Here is an 18860-nt window from a genome sequence, read left to right as displayed (position 1 = left end):
TATCTACCCATGATCGATCGTTACTCCCTCCTCCGCCCCTGGCTGTTTTCTATAGACCCAGAAAAGGCGCACAACCTCACCTTAAGCAATATGGACCGTGCGCAGCGCTGGGGTTTATTGGAGCATTTAGTAAGCAAGCCCATTAATGATCCACAAACACTCTGTGGCATTGATTTTCCTAATCCAGTTGGATTAGCGGCAGGCTTAGATAAAGATGGCAAGCATATCGATGCACTCGCTGCATTGGGATTTGGATTTTTAGAAATCGGCACAGTCACGCCACGGCCACAGCCTGGCAATCCTAAGCCACGCATGTTTCGTTTACCGCAAGCTCAGGGCATTATTAATCGCATGGGCTTTAATAACGATGGTGTTGATGCCTGCGTTGCCAGAGTGCATCGCTCTCAGTTTTGGCAAAGTGGTGGTGTACTTGGTTTAAATATTGGTAAGAACGCCAGCACCCCGATTGAAGAAGCTTCTCGAGATTACATCCTAGCAATGGAAGCTGTTTATGAAATCTCTACCTATATCACCGTCAACATTTCCTCACCGAATACCAAAAATCTGCGTGCCTTACAAGGCGAAGAAATGCTCCGCGAATTATTGGGAAGTCTTGATGAAGCCAGGAAGCGCCTAAGCGATCGTTATGGAGTACGCAAGCCACTCTTCTTGAAAATTGCACCCGATCTAGATCATGGTGACATTAATCTCATCGCTGATCTCCTGCTTGAGTTTGGCATTGATGCTGTCATCGCTACCAATACAACCATCTCTCGCGATGCAGTCAAGGGAATGGAATTTGGTGAAGAGGCCGGCGGCTTATCTGGCGCGCCTGTGCGCAATGCTTCTAATATTGTCATCAAAGCTTTAAAGGCGAGATTAGGCAATCAATTACCCATCATTGGCGTGGGCGGCATTATGAGTGGCGCAGATGCCCGTGAAAAGATCATTGCAGGTGCCAGCTTAGTGCAGCTCTATAGCGGCTTGATTTATCGAGGCCCAGACTTAGTCAACGAGTGCGCCGCCGCTTTAAGGCAAGCCTAAAACAGCCCTAATCCCCTGTTTCCCTATAAAACGGGATATTTTCAGCGGATGCGTTTGTAAAATAGGATTTCATAATATGCAATTTCGTCCGAAATCGCTACAATGAGGCCTATGAACACCAGCAAAATCATCAAATCTCCCAAACCTACCGGCGAGGTTGGCAAAACAGCCATCCAGGTAGTGGAGCGCATGATGAATTTGCTGGACGCTCTTGCCGAGCAAGAAGAGTCCAGCAGCCTGAAGAATCTCGCAGAGACAACTGGTCTGCACCCTTCCACTGCCCACAGAATTTTGAATGACCTGGTTGCTTGCCGATTGGTTGAGCGTGGCGACGGCGGTACCTATCGCCTTGGCTTAAAACTTTTAGAGCTGGGTAATTTAGTGAAGGCGCGCTTATCCGTGCGTGAGGCCGCTCAACTACCGATGCGTACCCTGCATAAGCTCACTGGTGAAACCGTCAACTTATCCGTACGTCAGGGCGATGAAATCGTCTACGTTGATCGCGCATATAGCGAACGCTCAGGCATGCAGGTGGTACGCGCCATTGGTGGTCGTGCACCTTTACACCTCACGTCGGTTGGCAAACTCTTCCTAGCAAGCGATGATCCTGGACAAGTACGCGCCTATGTCACTCGCACAGGTTTATCCGGACACACTCGGAACAGTATTACCGAATTAGGCAAACTGGAAACTGAACTTAATCACGTTCGTAAAGTGGGTAGCGCTCGCGATGATGAGGAATTGGAATTAGGCGTGAGCTGTTTAGCTGCAGCCATTCTGGATGACACTGGAAAATTGGTTGCCGGCCTCTCTTTGAGCGCCCCAACGGATCGTATACAAGCAGATTGGCTCCGCGCCCTTCAAGAAACTGCCCTGCAGATATCCAAAGGCATGGGTTTTAAACCCAAGTCTGCCGAGCCGGGCTCAGCAGCTTAATTCCTCAGTTACATCAAGCGACGAATGGGTTGCGCGCCAGATGGCATGCGCTCATACCAATCGCGCACCCGCACTGCATCGGCAAAACGGGATTGCGTTCCTACCGAATCTAAAAAGACCAATAGCAATGGCGTGTTATTGACTCTCGCCTGCATGACTAAACATCGACCTGCAGCATTAATGAAGCCCGTCTTCTGCAATCCGATATCCATATCCCCAGAGCGCACCAAACGGTTTGTATTCAAAAACTTTTGCGGGCGATTGGCGATCACCATAGTTAAATCTGGCCAGGTTGAAAACTCACGAATAGTTTTGTACTGATAGGCAGCATTTAGCATCCGCGTGAGATCTTCAGCCGAAGCAACGTTCTCACTAGTCAGCCCGGTAGGATCCTCAAAATGAGAGTGCTCCATGCCGAGATCTTTTGCCTTACGGTTCATAGCAGACACAAATGCTGGTAGGCCGCCAGGATAGTTTCTGGCCAAGGTATATGCAGCACGATTCTCAGAGGACATCAAAGCTAAATGGAGTGCATCTTCACGAGTCAGTGCAGTACCTTCAGCCAAACGGGAGTGCCTATAAATATGGGCGTCTTCAGCATTAATGACGATGACCTCATCCATTGGCAATTTTGCATCGAGCGTCACCATGGCAGTCATAAGCTTGGTGATGGAGGCAATGGGCAAGCTAACAGATGGATTCTTCTCGTAATAGACTTCCTTCGTATCTTGATTGACCACCATTACTACGGTGGATTTAAGATTGAGCTCATCTCGTTGACCACGCAAACCTAATGCAGTAGCCAATGATGGAGGTCCTGCAACTACGGGAGTGGATGATCTAGTAACAGTGACGCGGACAGTCTTGGCTCTTTTGGGTGACTTAGTCACCACTTTTGTCGACTTTGCCTGCTTTTGCTTATCATTTGTTGAGGCATGAACAGATGCATTACCCAGTACCCCAAGCGAAAAGAGCAATGCAATGACGAGGGGCCAAAATCGATTCAAACGCATCCCAAAATACCTTCCAAAACTTTCAACATACGGAATGATAATTAATTTCCAAAGACAAAGCGCTTTTATTCGCCCCAATCTAGGTAATTTATCCCACCAAATCACTGCCCTACTCGGCAATTGTCGCCACTGTATTGGTCTGACGAGCATTCACCAGGACCACGCCAGTCATCGTCAAACACAAACCTACCGCCATCAGCAATGTAAATGGTTCACCAAATAAGAGCCAAGCCATTGCAGCAGTAGTCGGTGGAACTAAATAAAGAAAGCTTGTGACTTTAGTAGCAGCTCCCTTGCGAATCATCATAAATAGCAAACTAATCGATCCAATTGACAGGGGGAAGATGGCCCATAGTAAGGCGCCAACAACAGATGGGTTCCAAACCATCACGCCAGACTCAAAGAAATACATACAAAAGAAACACAAAACTGCCGATACCCCAAACTGAATAGAGGATCCGGCACGCAGATCAAATACGGGGCAGAATTTCTTTTGATACAAAGTACCAAACGTAATAGAGAGCAGTGCAATAAATGCCAAAACGTAACTAACAAAAGGAATGTGTGCAAAGCCAATCTTCTCGGCGACTACCAACGCAACACCCGCAAATCCAAATCCTAGACCTATCCATTGACGCGAGCTAACCTTCTCAGAAATCCAAGCAGCAAACCAGGCTGTAATAATGGGTTGCAGACCAACAATAATGGCCACTAAACCTGCCGTCATCCCTAGGCGGACAGCAAACCATACGCCCAGCAAATAGCCAAACTGCAGCAAGATCCCAGCAATGGCGATGTGCTTGATTTGCGACCAACTGGGCCAAGTAATCTTCCAAACTAGACTGAGCGCTGCCATGGCTGCCAGAACCCCTGCAAAACGCCAAAATAGAAAGGTGGCTGGCTCTACATATGGCATCGCTAATCGCGCAATTACAAAACCAGTACTCCAAATGAGGACGAAGATCGGTGCAATGGCGTTATCAAGCGAAAGCTTCATGGGTAACTTACTGAAAATATTAAGATTTTTTACTGAAGCCCTGATTTTAGGCTCTTTTCTCGTTTGAACTATTCATCGATGGGGTGTGTTACTTATGCTGCAACGCAACATCTATGCCATACAATGGTGCAAAGAGAGTACATTAGATAAAAGCCGAAGATCAAAATACACGAAACAGTTAAACGGAAAGAGATGCAGATGAACTTAACTCCAGAACAAATTGCAGCCGCACAGAAAGCAAACTTAGAGACTTTGAGTGGCTTGACCAATCAAGCATTGCAAAGCATTGAAAAGTTGGTGGAGCTCAATATGCATATTGCTAAACAAAGTTTGAGTGACAGTATGAATAGCGCTAAGAAAGCACTGGAAGTGAAAGACATTCAACAGTTGCTAGCCCATCAAGCCGAGGCAGTGCAACCAATGGCAGAAAAAATTATGGCTTATAGCCGTCATTTATATGAGTTGGCACATGAGACTCAAAACAGTTTCACAGAATCTGCTGAAAAAGAATTCCAAGCTGGCCAAAAGAAAATTAACTCTTTAGTAGAAGAGTGGACAAAGAATGCGCCGGTGGGATCAGATGCAGCCGTGCAAGCAATGAAGCAAGCGATTGCCTCTGCAAACAATGTATTTGAAACCAGTCAAAAAGCAGTCAAACATGCAGTTGAAGTTGCGCAAACCAATCTTAGCGGCGCAACAGAAACTGTATTGAAGACTGCAGAGAAAGCTAGCAAGGCGACCAAGAAGAAATAATTTTTAGCGAGTGTCTTGACTGCAAAAGCCCCGATTGCTCGGGGCTTTTTCTTATGGGTTAAATAGCTTGATTTATTCTTTACCAAAAACGTACCTTACCCAGCGCACTTTTATACTAATTTCTTCAAATGACTAAAAATCTCAATAGAGACGAGTTACTTTCCCTAGCCAAGTCTTTTGACCCTAAAGATAAATGCTCTGACTGTCTGTCGCTGAGCTGTGAAGGCTGGGAAAGTATCCCAGGCGGTTTCATGACAAATTCTCTGGAGTGCGTTGGAACTCTGAGAGTCGAAGAGGCTCCGGAATGCTGGGAGGAAGATCTTCTTAAGGGAATGACTATCTGGTCTAAGGATGCCCCTATTTCTACAGCCTTCCATCCATACAATAAATCTGATGTATTTGAATGCAAGCATTGTGGAGCTAAATACCTACGATATACGGAATGCGGGGGCTACTATGTGGATGAGCGTATTCGTGAGCTCAATGCCAAACTGATTTCATAGAATCCATCCTCATAGATGCTGAAATGCAAAAGCCCCGATTGCTCGGGGCTTTTCTTTTACACCTTAAGCGCTACTTAAGATTTCTTTTTCACTGGCGGCAAATCAGTGCAATGACCGTGCGCTGCTTCAGCCGCAAGACCTACTGACTCACCAAGGGTTGGGTGTGGATGAATCGTTTTACCGATATCCACCGCATCAGCACCCATCTCAATAGCCAAACACACTTCACCGATTAAATCACCAGCGTGCGTGCCAACAATACCGCCACCAATAATCCGATGGGTAGTAGCATCAAAAATGAGTTTTGTGAAACCTTCATCACGTCCATTAGCGATCGCACGTCCACTAGCTGCCCATGGAAATAAACCCTTCTCATAAGCAATGCCTTGGGCCTTGCACTGCTCTTCTGTCAAACCAGCCCAGGCCACTTCAGGATCAGTGTAGGCAACAGATGGAATTTGCTTGGCATCAAAGTAGGATTTTTCGCCAGCAGCCGCTTCCGCAGCAACGTGACCTTCATGCACCGCCTTATGCGCCAACATCGGTTGACCAACTAAGTCACCAATTGCAAAAATATTAGAGACGTTGGTCCGCATTTGTTTATCGACAGGAATAAAGCCGCGCTCATCCACTTGCACACCCGCTTTACCAGCATCAATCTTTTTGCCATTCGGAGTACGTCCTACGGCAACCAATACCAAGTCATAGGTTTGAGGCTCAGCTGGTGCATTTTCACCTTCGAAAGAAACTTGAATTCCATCAGGCTTAACTTCTGCCCTAGCAGCACGAGTCTTAAGCATGATCTTTTCAAAACGTCCGGCATTGAACTTCTCCCAAACTTTTTCTAAATCACGATCAGCACCCGCCATTAAGCCATCCATCATCTCAGCAATATCAATGCGTGAACCAAGTGTGCTGTAAACCGTAGCCATCTCTAGGCCAATAATGCCGCCACCAATAACGAGCATCCGCCTTGGAATGCTCTTGAGCAATAAAGCACCGGTACTATCTACAATGCGTGGATCCTCAGGTAAGAAAGGTAACTTCACAGGCTGACTACCAGCGGCGATGATAGCCTTCTGAAAGCGCACCACTTCTTTTTTACCAGCGAGATCCTGACCAGTACCATCAGTTAAATCTACCTCGACATGGTTTGCATCTAAAAACTTACCTAGGCCACGCACTACTTTTACTTTACGAGCCTTTGCCATACCAGCAAGACCACCGGTCAATTTAGCGATCACAGATTCTTTGTAGCCACGGAGTTGATCGATCTCAATCTTCGGCGCGCCAAAAGTAATGCCATGCTTAGCCATGGTTTTGACTTCGTCCATGACTGAGGTGGTGTGCAGCAATGCTTTAGATGGAATACACCCAACGTTTAAGCAAACCCCGCCCAAAGTAGGATAGCGCTCCACTAAAACAGTATTCATACCCAAGTCGGCACTACGAAACGCTGCGCTATAACCACCAGGGCCAGCACCAAGTACCAACACTTCACACTCATGATCAACCTTACCGCTGTACTGCCCTGCTACTGAAGCAGGGGCAGCTGTCATTGTTGGTGCGGCTGGTGCTGCTGGCGCAATTGATGTAACAGGTTTTTCTGCTGGAGCCGGTTGAGGCGCAGGCGCTGCACCACTAGCCTCAATCTCGGCAATCACAGAGCCTTTACTCACCTTATCTCCAAGCTTGACTGCAATACTAGTAACTGTGCCTGCAGCATCGGCTGGAACTTCCATGGTTGCTTTATCGGATTCAAGAACTAATAGCGCTTGTTCTTTTTCAATCACGTCACCAACTTTAACCAGCACTTCAATGACCGGTACATCTGAATAGTCACCAATATCCGGAACGAGGATCGTTTGCTTAGCCATAGATCCTCCTTACAGGCTAGCGCGACGGAAGTCGGCTAAGAGCTGAGCAATGTATACATTGAAGCGAGTAGCTAAGGCGCCATCAATTACACGGTGATCTGCAGAGAGAGACAATGGGCAAATGAGGCGTGGCACAAACTGCTTGCCATCCCACACCGGCTTCATAGCCGCTTTGCTCACACCCATAATTGCCACTTCAGGAGCATTCACGATTGGGGAGAAATACGTCCCACCGATACCACCTAGTGATGAGATCGTAAAGCTAGCGCCTTGCATTTGATCTGGCTTTAATTTGCCATCACGAGCGAGTGCCGCCAAGTCAGAAGTTTCTTTCGCCAACTCAAAAATGCCTTTCTTATCGGCATCTTTAATGACCGGCACAACTAATCCAGTTGGAGTATCTGCGGCAAATCCAATATTGAAGTACTTCTTCAAAATCAGATCATCACCATCCAAAGAACTGTTGAACTCTGGATATTTTTTCAATGCAGCGACTGCAGCCTTCATTAAGAAAGCAAGCATCGTGATCTTGATGCCCTTCTTCTCATTTTCTTTATTAGTAAGAACGCGGAACGCTTCTAAATCAGTGATGTCAGCATCTTCGTGATAAGTCACAGCCGGGATCATCACCCAGTTACGGCCTAAATTGGCTGCAGTGAGTTTCTTAATACGGTTGAGTGGTTGACGCTCGATCTCACCAAATTTTGTGAAATCAACTTTCGGCCAAGGAATCAGATTCAAACCGCCTAAGCTACCGCCACTAGAAGCAGCTGCAGGACTACCTGCACCACCACTCATAGCTGCCTTCACAAATGCTTGGACGTCTTCCTGAGTAATGCGACCTTTAGGGCCAGATCCTTTAACTTGCGTAATCGTGACACCAAGCTCACGTGCAAACTTACGCACAGATGGACTTGCATGGCTTACTGCGGCATCGGCTGGCGGAGGAGTATTACTGATAGGAGGTGGTGCGGGTGCGCGCGCAATCGGAGGCTCTACAGCTTTAATTGCTGGCGCGGCTGGTACAGCTGCAGGAGTAGACACAGGAGTCGATACGCCAGATGCCCCACCTTCCAAGATGACAACTACCGATCCTTCCGATAAGTTATCGCCTACCTTTACCTTAACTTCTTTGACGATGCCTGAGTGTGAAGAAGGAACATCCATGGTGGCTTTATCAGACTCCAGCACAACGATGGATTGTTCTTTCTCAATCTTATCGCCGGCTTTCACCAAGACTTCGATCACTGGTACATCTTTATAGTCACCGATATCCGGGACTTTGATTTCAATAGGTGCACCGCCGGTACTTACTGCTACAGGTGCGCTGGATAGAGAGGCTGCTGCTGGAGCTGGTGCTGCTGCCGCACCCTCTTCCAGGGTAATTACAAGGGATCCTTCAGACAGGTTGTCGCCTACTTTGACTTTGACTTCTTTCACAATGCCAGAGTGTGAAGAAGGAACATCCATGGTGGCTTTATCAGACTCCAGCACAACGATGGATTGTTCTTTCTCAATCTTGTCACCGGCTTTAACCAAGACTTCGATCACTGGTACATCTTTATAGTCGCCGATATCCGGGACTGTGATTTCAATTATTTGACTCATAGTATTTGTCTCTTATCAAACCGTCATTGGGTTTGGTTTAGTAGTGTCGATGTTGTACTTCTTAATCGCCTCAGCCAACTTAGAGCGATCAAGCTGACCAGCATCAACCAAAGATCTCAGGGCAGTAAGAACGACCCAGCGACGATCTACTTCAAAGAAGTCACGGAGTTTTTCACGAGTGTCAGAACGTCCAAAGCCATCAGTACCCAATACCTCATAACGGCGACCCATATGCTGAATTGCTGGACGAATCTGCTCAGCAAATAAACGAACATAGTCAGTAGCTGCAACGATTGGGCCTGAAGTATCTTTTAGGCACTTCTCCACATGAGATAAGGCGGGTGCAGCAGTTGGGTTCAACAGATTGCTACGGTGAACCGCAGTCCAATCACGGCCTAACTCAGTAAAGCTTGGGCAACCCCATAAGTCAGAGGCAACACCCCAGTCTTTATGCAGAATCTCCGCAGCTTCAATCACTTCACGGAAGATAGTTCCAGAACCTAAGAGTTGTACACGTAGTTTTGCTTTGTCGTCACCAACGGACTTGAGCTTATACATGCCCTTGATGATGTCTTTCTCCGCACCCTTAGGCATTGCTGGGTGTGAATAGTTTTCATTCATCAAAGTAACGTAGTAGTAAACATCTTCCTGAACTTCCAACATACGACGCATACCATCCTGAATCACTACAGCCAATTCAAATGAGAAGGTTGGGTCATAGCTGATGCAGTTGGGAACCGCACCACTCCACAAATGACTATGGCCATCTTCGTGCTGCAAGCCTTCGCCGTTCAAGGTAGTTCTACCAGCTGTACCACCTAGCAAGAAACCACGGCTACGCATATCCCCTGCGGCCCAAGCTAAGTCACCGATACGCTGGAATCCAAACATGGAGTAAAAGATATAGAAAGGCAACATCGGTACGCCATGGGTAGAGTAAGAAGTTGCGGCGGCGATCCAGTCGCACATACCACCAGCCTCGTTAATACCCTCTTGCAGAATTTGACCTGTCTTGTCCTCTTTATAGAACATCAATTGATCGTGATCTTCTGGTGTGTAAAGTTGTCCTAATTGATTCCAGATTCCTAATTGACGGAACATGCCTTCCATACCAAAGGTGCGGGACTCGTCTGGAACAATCGGTACTACCCGCTTACCCAAAACCTTATCGCGCACTACTGTATTGAGAATACGTACAAACGCCATGGTTGTAGAAATCTCACGACCTTCTGTAGTTGCCTCAAGCAATGGAGCAAATACATCTAAAGCGGGAACTGGCAAGCTCTCCGCTTTGGTGCGACGTTGCGGCAAGTAACCACCCAACTCTTGACGGCGCGCCTTCATGTACTCCAATTCAGGGCTACCTTCGGCAAACTTGACCAAAGGCATTTCATCTAACTCTTCATCTTTAACGGGAATCTCAAAGCGATCGCGGAAGCGACGTACGTCATCATCGTTCATCTTCTTCGCTTGGTGGGCAATGTTCATCGCCTCACCTGAGCCACCCATGCCATAACCTTTAATGGTGTGGGCTAGGATTACTGTAGGTTGATTCTTGTGATTTACCGCCGCATGGAATGCCGCATAAACTTTATGTGGATCATGGCCACCGCGATTCAGTTGCCAAATTTCATCATCACTCCAGTCGCTTACTAAAGCCTTTAATTCTGGAGTATTGAAAACGATCTCGCGAACGTAGCTACCGTTCTTAGACTTCATAGTCTGATACTGGCCGTCAACGATCTCACCTAAGCGCTGCATCAGGATGCCTTTTTTATCGCGCGCAAAGAGAGCGTCCCACTGACCGCCCCACACTACTTTGATCACATTCCAGCCGGCACCGCGGAACTCACTCTCAAGCTCTTGAATAATGCTACCGTTGCCGCGCACTGGTCCGTCTAGACGTTGCAAATTACAGTTAATTACGAAAATCAGATTATCGAGTTTTTCACGACCGGCCATACCAATCGCGCCCAAGGATTCTGGTTCGTCGGTTTCACCATCGCCCAAGAATGCCCAAACTTTACGGCCTTGCTCTTGAATGAAGCCACGGTCTGTTAGGTACTTCATAAAGCGCGCTTGATAAATCGCCATGATCGGGCCTAAGCCCATCGATACCGTTGGGAACTGCCAGAAGTCTGGCATCAACCAAGGATGTGGATAGCTAGAGATACCTTTGCCGCCAACTTCCTGACGGAAGTTATTGAGCTGACCTTCTTCGAGACGGCCCAACATATAGGCACGTGCATAAACACCTGGCGCTGAGTGTCCTTGCACAAAGATTAAATCGCCACCATTCTCAGGGGACGGTGCGTGCCAGAAATGGTTGAAGCCAACGTCATACAAAGTAGCCGCTGACTGGAATGATGAAATGTGTCCACCAACGTTCGTGTCTTTGTTCGCACGCAGCACCATCGCCATGGCATTCCAACGCGTGTATGAACGAATGCGATGTTCCACATTTTGATCGCCAGGCAAGCGTGCTTGATTTTCAACAGGAATAGTATTGATATATGGAGTCTCGGCATGGAATGGCTGCACCACTCCATTTACACGAGCATGAGAAATTTGTTGATCGATGAGATAGGCAGCTCTTTCAGGACCTTCGTTACGAATCACGCCATCGAGCGCTTGTAACCATTCCTGAGTCTCGCCAGGATCCACATCCTGAGTGTTCTGTTTACCTAATACCTGGTCTGGAACTGCTGCCATTTTTGTCTCCATTAAATAGTGCTTAATTTGTCATCAACTCTATAGCCAACATTCTAGGAAGGTATATGGGTGTAAACAAGCAATTTTCCACATAATGATAGTATTTCTCATAATGTGGTATTTTATTGCGGCGCAAATAAGAAGCTATAAAACAGGCAGAATTGGCTATTTGGAAGGGCAAATAAGGCAAAATGCTTTGTATTCATGAGAAAAACAGCATTTTCCAGCCTCGTCCTTAGCCCCCTTAGGTGGCTCCGCAAAATACGCGGGTTTAGGATTGTTTACACCCCACTTTTAGCCATTGTTCTGTTTACTGCGGTCATGGGCATTATTTTGGGAACGCTGCATTTACAAGAAAAGAATCAGCAAGAGGCCGCCCTATTTAGAGAGCTTTCATTTGCCAAGCAGCGTATTCAATCTCGTTTCGCTAGTAACCTTGATGCATTAACTACGATTAATCGAGAAGTGGCTGCAAGCGAAGATCAATTGAAGCTCAAACAAATTGCGCGTGAGCAAGCAGAAGATCTCGTTTTAAATAACCATGAGATCGTCAAAATCATTTGGCTAAATAATCAAAATCAGCGGCTATGGGTAGCTCCCGCCGAAAGTAATAAATCGGATTGGATTAGCAAAACTCAAAATGATCAACTCATTAATTCCAGCCTTGCATCAACTATTGAGCTTAGCCGAGTAACTAGTCGAGCAGCTTTTAGTCAGTTTATTTCGTTAAACCTACCCGGTGATGCGCCGATTTCCTCAGATAGAAAAATTGTTCTGTGGCAAGTGGTGCCTAATATCGTTGGCGGCGAAGTTGTTGGATTCTTGGCGGCTCTCTATACGACTCAAGGAATACTGGATGCCCTGCCCAGCGAACTGAAATCCCACTACCGCTTTACCTTGCTTACCGACAATGAAAGAGTATTGGGCATCTCCTCCGATAGAGATACTCCCAAAAGAGCCTTTAGCAATCAGACGAGTTTAGACATTGGGGTCTTAAGCCCCAATATTAATTTACGCATTGACACCTACCCTCCGCCAACCAATCTCACCTTTAGGATGTTGATTGGCGTGGTGATTGGATTAAGCGCATTCGTAGTTTGGAGTCTTTGGTCTGTACTGAAGCAAATGCAAGTGCGTCAAGAAGCCGAAGCAAGTTTACGCAAAGAAACCAGTTTTCGTAATGCAATGGAAGATTCCACCCCCGTGGGTATTCGTGCGCATGACATGCAAAAGCGCATTACTTATGTGAATAGAGCCTTTTGCGAAATGACAGGCTGGACATCAGAAGAGTTAATAGGACTCACTCCGCCATTTCCATTCTGGCCAGACAGCAGAAGAGATGAACTTGTTGAGAAAATGAATCGGGCTATGAAATCCGATATCAGCGTTGTGATGAGGAGCGGAATCGAAGGGGTCATCTTAAAACGAGATGGCAGCCTAATACAGACACGCACCTTTATTGCACCACTAGTTAATGAAAAAGGTAAGCAGACTGGTTGGGTTACCTCATTAATTGATATTTCTGAACCTAAGAAGATTCGCGAAGAATTAGCTGCTTCTCAAGATCGCTTTACCACTGTTCTAGAAAGTCTAGACGCCGCTGTGTCGGTGGTCTCCCTAGAGACCAACGCCCTGCTATTTGCTAATCGTTTTTACCGGGAGCGCTTTGGTGATGATTCTCGGGGTCACTTCCAATTGGCGGGGAGCGATACTAACAACACGACGATGCGAGATATTGCTGAAGATCTTGAGGATTCCCCTCCCGGAATTCCAACATCATTCTTATATCAAGAATCCGAGTCCGAAGAGGTTCAGCTAGGTGATGACAATAATCAGTGGTTTGAAGTTAGGCGTCGTTACATCCCGTGGGTAGATGGACATCTTGCACAGCTATTGATCGCCACTGACATCACTGCTCGCAAAGAAGCAGATGATCTAGCCCTGCAACAACAAGAGCGTATGCAGTTCACCAGTCGTCTCACTACGATGGGTGAAATGGCATCTTCTTTGGCCCATGAGCTGAATCAACCTCTTTCAGCTATATCAAACTACTGTATGGGCGTTGCTAAGCGTTTAGATGGGCACCTAGATCCTGCCCTAACCAAAGAAATTTTGCCGGCTCTAGAAAAAGCTTCTGACCAAGCCCATCGTGCTGGCACCATCATTCAGCGCATTCGAGGTTTTGTAAAACGCAGTGAGCCTCAACGTAAAGCGGCAAACATTGCTGAAATTATTAATGATGCAGTTGGCTTGGTTGAAATTGAGGCTCATCGCCATCGCTTAGTTATTAACTCGGAAATTGCTGAAAATCTGCCCGTAGTTAATCTGGATCCCGTCTTAATCCTGCAGGTAGTGGTCAATCTTCTGAAAAACGCCTTGGATAGTGTCCGCGAGGCTTACCCCCTTTCCTCCCGTTGGTCAGCGCCGCCAGTTCGGATTAGCGCAGATTTGGACACCAGCATCTTCCCAGCCATGCTCAGAATCCAGGTTACCGATGCTGGGGGCGGAATCTCGGAAAACGTCCTGGAACGCATATTTGAGCCGTTTTTCAGTACGAAGTCCGATGGAATGGGTATGGGGCTCAATATTTGCCGCTCCATTATTGAATCTCACCATGGCAGGCTTTGGGCCACCAATGTCCAAGACTCAGAACAGACCAAGCTGGCTGGCTGCACCTTTACAATACTTCTACCACTGGAATCCCCTGGATCCAAGGCTGCTGTTTAACTTCGAATTTAAAGATTTATCACGCGAGAACTGATATGAACTTAAGCGCTACCGCAAAACCAAACCAAGCTGAAGTTGTCTATGTAGTGGATGATGACGAAGCGGTAAGAGATTCGCTTACGTGGCTCTTAGAAAGCAATGGTTATGTTGTGCGATGCCATGCCAGCGCAGAACGTTTCTTACAGTCTTTGCAAAGCACCGATAAGTCCACCATCTCCTGCGCCATTTTGGATGTGCGGATGCCTGGGATGTCAGGCCTTGAATTGCAAGAACGCCTAACAAGCGAAAACCTACCAATGCCAGTTGCTTTCATCACTGGTCATGGCGATGTATCGATGGCTGTTTCCACTATGAAACGTGGCGCAGTAGACTTTATTGAAAAGCCTTTTAAAGAAAATGATCTGTGTGGTTTAGTGGATCGCATGCTTGCTAAAGCGCGTATCGACTATTCACAAGCGAGTCAACGAAAAATTACCCAGAGCTTACTCAGCAAGTTAACTGGTCGTGAGCGCCAAGTTCTTGAACGCATTGTTGCGGGCCGCTTGAATAAACAAATTGCTGATGATCTCGGCATTTCCATTAAGACTGTTGAGGCGCACCGTGCCAACATCATGGAAAAGCTCAACGTCAACACGGTTGCCGACCTACTCCGTCTGGCCTTGTCTGATCCCCAGCCTAATTAATACCAGAGTTTTCTATGCCAGCACAATTACTAGACGGTAACGCCCTTTCTAAAAAACTACGTACGGAAATTGCTGCACGTGGTGCAATCGTCACCGCCAAAGGCACTAGACCAGGTTTAGCAGTGATTGTGGTTGGTGACAACCCCGCTAGCGCGGTATATGTTCGCAATAAAGTAAAGGTCTGCGAAGACGTTGGCTTTCACTCTGTTTTAGAGCGTTATTCCGCAGAACTTGGCGAAGAAGAATTGCTCGCGCGTATTGCCACTCTCAATGCGGATCCTGCAATACACGGGATCTTGGTGCAACTCCCGCTACCAGAGCACATTGCCTCTGAGCGCGTATTAGAAGCAATTGCTCCAGAAAAAGATGTGGATGGCTTTCACGTAGCAAATGCTGGTGCCTTGATGGTTGGTCAACCAGAGTTCAAGCCTTGCACTCCTTATGGATGCATGAAGATTCTTGAAAGCATTGAGTATCCTATCCGCGGTGCTCGCGCTGTGATTGTTGGCGCCTCCAATATTGTGGGTAAGCCAATGGCGATGCTGCTATTGCAAGCAGGTGCAACGGTCACCATTTGCAATAGTAAGACTCGTGACTTGGCACATCACACCAAGGATGCCGACATTTTGGTGGTTGCCACCGGCAAACCCAAAATGATTAGTGGTGACATGGTGAAAAACGGCGCCGTTGTCATTGACGTAGGTATTAATCGCCTGCCTGATGGCAAGCTCTGTGGCGACGTAGATTTTGATACTGCCAAGTATGTTGCTGGCTGGATTACCCCGGTTCCAGGTGGTGTGGGCCCGATGACCATCACAATGCTCTTAATGAATACCTTAGAAGCCGCTGAAAAAGCCGCCAAGCATTAAGGAATTACTGGGACTTTTGGCAAAATTGCTCCCAGTCCATTAAGCTAGAGGGATGAATATATCCGCATCTACACCCCTCTCCAGCACTCTCCCCGCAGAATTACAAAATAACCCTCTAGTGACTTTTGGGCGTGGCATTGCAGCTTACTCAGAAGTACAGCCAGAGCATATTGCACCTGCGATTGAGTATTTACTCAAGCATGCACAAGATGCAGTAGATATAGCAGTCAATCCAAGTACTCCATCTACTTGGGATGCTCTCGCCGAACCGCTAGAAGATGCTACTGAATTTTTTGGTAGATCCTGGGGTGTGATATCTCATCTTAATAGCGTTGCCGATACCCCAGAATTGCGCGCTGCCTATGGCGAGATGTTACCTAAGGTCACTGCTTTCTTCTCAAGCCTTAGTCAAAATTTAGAGCTATACAAAAAGTTTAAAGAACTCAGCAAAGCGCCTGACTTTTCAAAATTAAGTGCAGCTCAAAAGAAAGTCATTGAAAACTCCTTGCGAGATTTTCGTCTGGGCGGAGCAGAACTCAGTGAAGCAGACAAGCCCCGCTTTTCACAAATTCAGGATGAGCAAGCAACTTTAGGCAAAGCCTTTTCAGATCATGTTCTAGATGCTACCGATGGCTTTGTTCATCTGATCACTGATAAAGCTGAGTTGGTGGGGTTGCCTGAGGACGCCATTGCAGCTGCTGCAGATACTGCCCAGCAGAAGAGCCTCCAGGGCTGGGCCTTTACTCTGCACTTCCCCTCTTATTACCCCGTTATGCAGTATTCAGAAAACCGGGCGCTGCGTCGCTTGATGTATGAGGCCTATGTCACGCGAGCTTCAGAGCTTGCACCTCAATACGCCAAGGGAAAATTGGATTGGGACAACGCTCAAAATATGCTCGATCAGTTAAGGCTGCGCGATGAGGAAGCTCGTATGCTCGGCTTCAAAAACTATGCCGCACTGAGTTTGGCTCCAAAGATGGCTAGCAGTGTTGATGAAGTCGACTCCTTCCTGACCAACTTCGCGCAGAAAGCAAAACCATTTGCATTAAAAGATTGGCAAGAGCTATCTGAGTTTGCCAAGACCGAGCTATCTATTGCTGATGGCTTAGAGCCATGGGATGTTGCTTTTGCATCCGAAAGATTGAAGCAAGCACGCTATTCCTTTTCGGAAAATGAGCTCAAGCAATACTTCCCTCTACCAAAGGTGCTAGATGGTCTCTTCCAAGTCATTCAGACTCTGTTTGGCGTCAAGATTGAAGCGGCAAATTTGCCAACTTGGCATACCGATGTGCAATCCTTTTCCGTGAAAAATGCCAAGGGTAATATCGTGGCCTACTTCTACCTGGATCCCTATGCTCGTCCTGGCAAGCGTGGCGGGGCTTGGATGGATGATGCCCGTGGTCGTAGAGTTTTACCTAATGGTGAAATTCAAGTGCCCGTTGCTTATTTAGTTTGCAACTTTGCGCCGCCAGTCAAGGTCGATGGTGTGTTGCGTCAGCCTACTATTACTCATGATGATGTCATCACCCTTTTTCATGAGAGTGGCCATGGTTTACACCACCTTTTAACTCAAGTTAGCGCTTTAGGGGTTTCAGGCATCAATGGTGTTGAATGGGATGCGGTAGAGCTACCGAGCCAGTTTATGGAAAACTTCTGCTGGGAGTGGGAAGTGCTAGAAAAGATGACCGCACATGCCGAAACTGGCAAGCCTCTTCCACGTGAATTATTTGACAAGATCCTCGCTGCTAAGAATTTCCAGAACGGTTATATGACTCTGCGTCAGATCGTGATGTCTCTCACCGACTGGCGCTTACATGCGAGCTTTGATACGAAAAATGCTCAAGGTCACGCAGTATTGGACCTTTCCAGAGCGATTGCTGATCAATTCAACGTTATTCCACAGCCAGCCATCTCTCGTTGGATCAATACCTTTAGTCATATCTTTGCTGGTGGTTATGCAGCCGGCTATTACAGCTATAAGTGGGCGGAAGTGTTATCTGCTGATGTCTACTCAGCCTTTGAGGAAGCAGCAAAACTCACTGGCAGCGTCTTGGATGAGAAAACAGGTACTCGTTATCGTGAAGAGATTTTAGAGGTTGGTGGCAGCCGCCCTGCGGCTGAATCTTTTAAAGCCTTTAGGGGTAGAGAGCCAAGTATCGATGCCCTGCTAAGACATGGTGGACTCGCTTAACAATGAGATTTGCGATTTCAATTTCAAATAACTAATTTATACGCATTCAATGAGCATCTTCACCACCGAATTACTAATTTTAATTGCTGCAACAACGCTCATAACAGCTGGCGTAGCTTATGCAATTTACTGGGTGCTGAATGATTCGCCCATATCGCGATGGCTCCATGATTCAGATGCAGTAGTGCCCTCTTTTCTTTCCATTACCTCCTTTATTTTCGGTCTGGCGATCTCCACTCTAGCGGGCTACTCATTTGAGCATCATCAATCAGCCATCTCAAATGTCATCACCGAATCCAATGCAGTCGAGACCATAGTAAGTACGGCGACAGTCCTTCCTGCGAAGGATCAGGTAAAAATAATCTCCGGAATGAAAAACTATCTGACCGCAGTCATCGAAAAAGAATGGCCTGCCATGGAAAACAGAGATGCCAGTAAACGTGGAATTTCAACGCCTGAATTTTTAGCTTTAAATAAAATCATCAATGACATCGCCTATCAGCCCAATCAACGTAGCGGCATTGAAAGCCAGCTCCTGACAGCCATTGGCACTATTCGCCATGACCGGCAAGCGAGGCAATCACTGGCATACGATAACGATAGCCTTAAAAAATGGCCATCCATACCAGTCTTCTCATTCTTGCTGCTGTTATCAGTGGGCATAGTCCATCTGGGAAGCATTAAAGCAATGAAGGTGTCTTTATCTATAGCCTCTTTGTGTATTGTGACTGCAGTAATATTTTTATTTATCGCCGTATCACCATACCGTGGCTGGAATCCAGTGGAACCCATTAAACTCCAAGAATCTTTGCAGATGCTAGATAACCTAAAGACGAATTAAGTAATTTACCTTGAGGTGCCATTTGCATGACGGCAGCATCAAATAGCTTTGAAGTTAAAGAAAAAGCCACTCAATGAGTGGCTTTTAACTTTGGGAATACAGAACT

Annotated in this window: 14 protein-coding genes; 9 read left to right on the top strand and 5 right to left on the bottom strand. The window is 46.8% G+C overall.

Annotated features, from left to right (window positions below):
• The first annotated feature begins 9 nt into the window (after positions 1-9).
• Together FD963_RS04065 and FD963_RS04060 are read left to right on the top strand one after the other, a co-directional pair.
• Positions 10-1044 carry a quinone-dependent dihydroorotate dehydrogenase gene (locus FD963_RS04065; RefSeq protein ID WP_215363235.1) on the top strand — a complete coding sequence of 345 codons (1035 nt, stop codon included), beginning with the start codon at positions 10-12 and terminating at the stop codon, positions 1042-1044.
• 102 nt (positions 1045-1146) lie between these two features.
• Positions 1147-1980: an IclR family transcriptional regulator gene (locus FD963_RS04060; RefSeq protein ID WP_215363232.1), complete on the top strand. Its 834-nt coding sequence runs from the start codon at positions 1147-1149 to the stop codon at positions 1978-1980.
• 8 nt (positions 1981-1988) lie between these two features.
• Here FD963_RS04060 and FD963_RS04055 read toward each other — a convergent pair whose 3' ends face one another.
• Together FD963_RS04055 and FD963_RS04050 are read right to left on the bottom strand one after the other, a co-directional pair.
• A complete protein-coding gene (locus FD963_RS04055) occupies positions 1989-2993 on the bottom strand; it encodes a serine hydrolase (RefSeq protein ID WP_215363229.1) in 1005 nt (334 codons plus the stop codon).
• Positions 2994-3102: 109 nt separating this feature from the next.
• The gene (locus FD963_RS04050) at positions 3103-3990 is read right to left on the bottom strand and encodes a DMT family transporter (protein WP_215363227.1); all 888 of its coding nucleotides are present in this window, start codon (positions 3988-3990) and stop codon (positions 3103-3105) included.
• Positions 3991-4188: 198 nt separating this feature from the next.
• On the opposite strand from FD963_RS04050, the gene FD963_RS04045 reads away from it, so the two are divergent.
• Positions 4189-4743, top strand: a complete 555-nt coding sequence (locus FD963_RS04045; protein WP_215363225.1) for a phasin family protein — start codon at positions 4189-4191, stop codon at positions 4741-4743.
• Between the two features lie 128 nt (positions 4744-4871).
• On the top strand, positions 4872-5246 hold the full coding sequence (locus FD963_RS04040; protein ID WP_215363223.1) for a hypothetical protein: 375 nt from the start codon (positions 4872-4874) through the stop codon (positions 5244-5246).
• 74 nt (positions 5247-5320) lie between these two features.
• Here FD963_RS04040 and lpdA read toward each other — a convergent pair whose 3' ends face one another.
• From lpdA to aceE, 3 genes are read right to left on the bottom strand one after another with little or no spacing between them, the layout of a single operon-like run.
• Positions 5321-7123 (bottom strand): dihydrolipoyl dehydrogenase, encoded by a 1803-nt coding sequence (gene lpdA, locus FD963_RS04035; protein WP_215363221.1) that lies wholly within the window; start codon positions 7121-7123, stop codon positions 5321-5323.
• 9 nt (positions 7124-7132) lie between these two features.
• A complete protein-coding gene (gene aceF, locus FD963_RS04030) occupies positions 7133-8731 on the bottom strand; it encodes a dihydrolipoyllysine-residue acetyltransferase (protein WP_215363219.1) in 1599 nt (532 codons plus the stop codon).
• Between the two features lie 15 nt (positions 8732-8746).
• The gene (gene aceE, locus FD963_RS04025) at positions 8747-11443 is read right to left on the bottom strand and encodes a pyruvate dehydrogenase (acetyl-transferring), homodimeric type (protein ID WP_215363216.1); all 2697 of its coding nucleotides are present in this window, start codon (positions 11441-11443) and stop codon (positions 8747-8749) included.
• A gap of 321 nt (positions 11444-11764) precedes the next feature.
• On the opposite strand from aceE, the gene FD963_RS04020 reads away from it, so the two are divergent.
• The 5 genes from FD963_RS04020 to FD963_RS04000 are packed head-to-tail and all read left to right on the top strand — an operon-like array spanning position 11765 to position 18754.
• Entirely contained in the window at positions 11765-14170 is a 2406-nt protein-coding gene (locus tag FD963_RS04020) for a PAS domain-containing sensor histidine kinase (protein WP_251367315.1), read from the top strand.
• A 35-nt stretch (positions 14171-14205) separates the two neighbouring features.
• Positions 14206-14853: a response regulator transcription factor gene (locus FD963_RS04015; RefSeq protein ID WP_072582210.1), complete on the top strand. Its 648-nt coding sequence runs from the start codon at positions 14206-14208 to the stop codon at positions 14851-14853.
• Between the two features lie 14 nt (positions 14854-14867).
• On the top strand, positions 14868-15722 hold the full coding sequence (folD, locus tag FD963_RS04010; RefSeq protein WP_215363210.1) for a bifunctional methylenetetrahydrofolate dehydrogenase/methenyltetrahydrofolate cyclohydrolase FolD: 855 nt from the start codon (positions 14868-14870) through the stop codon (positions 15720-15722).
• A gap of 52 nt (positions 15723-15774) precedes the next feature.
• Positions 15775-17913 carry a M3 family metallopeptidase gene (locus FD963_RS04005; RefSeq protein WP_215363207.1) on the top strand — a complete coding sequence of 713 codons (2139 nt, stop codon included), beginning with the start codon at positions 15775-15777 and terminating at the stop codon, positions 17911-17913.
• A gap of 49 nt (positions 17914-17962) precedes the next feature.
• Positions 17963-18754 carry a hypothetical protein gene (locus FD963_RS04000; RefSeq protein ID WP_215363204.1) on the top strand — a complete coding sequence of 264 codons (792 nt, stop codon included), beginning with the start codon at positions 17963-17965 and terminating at the stop codon, positions 18752-18754.
• Positions 18755-18860 lie beyond the last annotated feature (106 nt).

The sequence above is a fragment of the Polynucleobacter sp. JS-JIR-II-50 genome (assembly GCF_018687895.1).
GTDB lineage: Bacteria > Pseudomonadota > Gammaproteobacteria > Burkholderiales > Burkholderiaceae > Polynucleobacter.
Note: the sequence above shows the minus strand (reverse complement) of the source record. Positions and strands in the feature narration are given on the sequence as shown.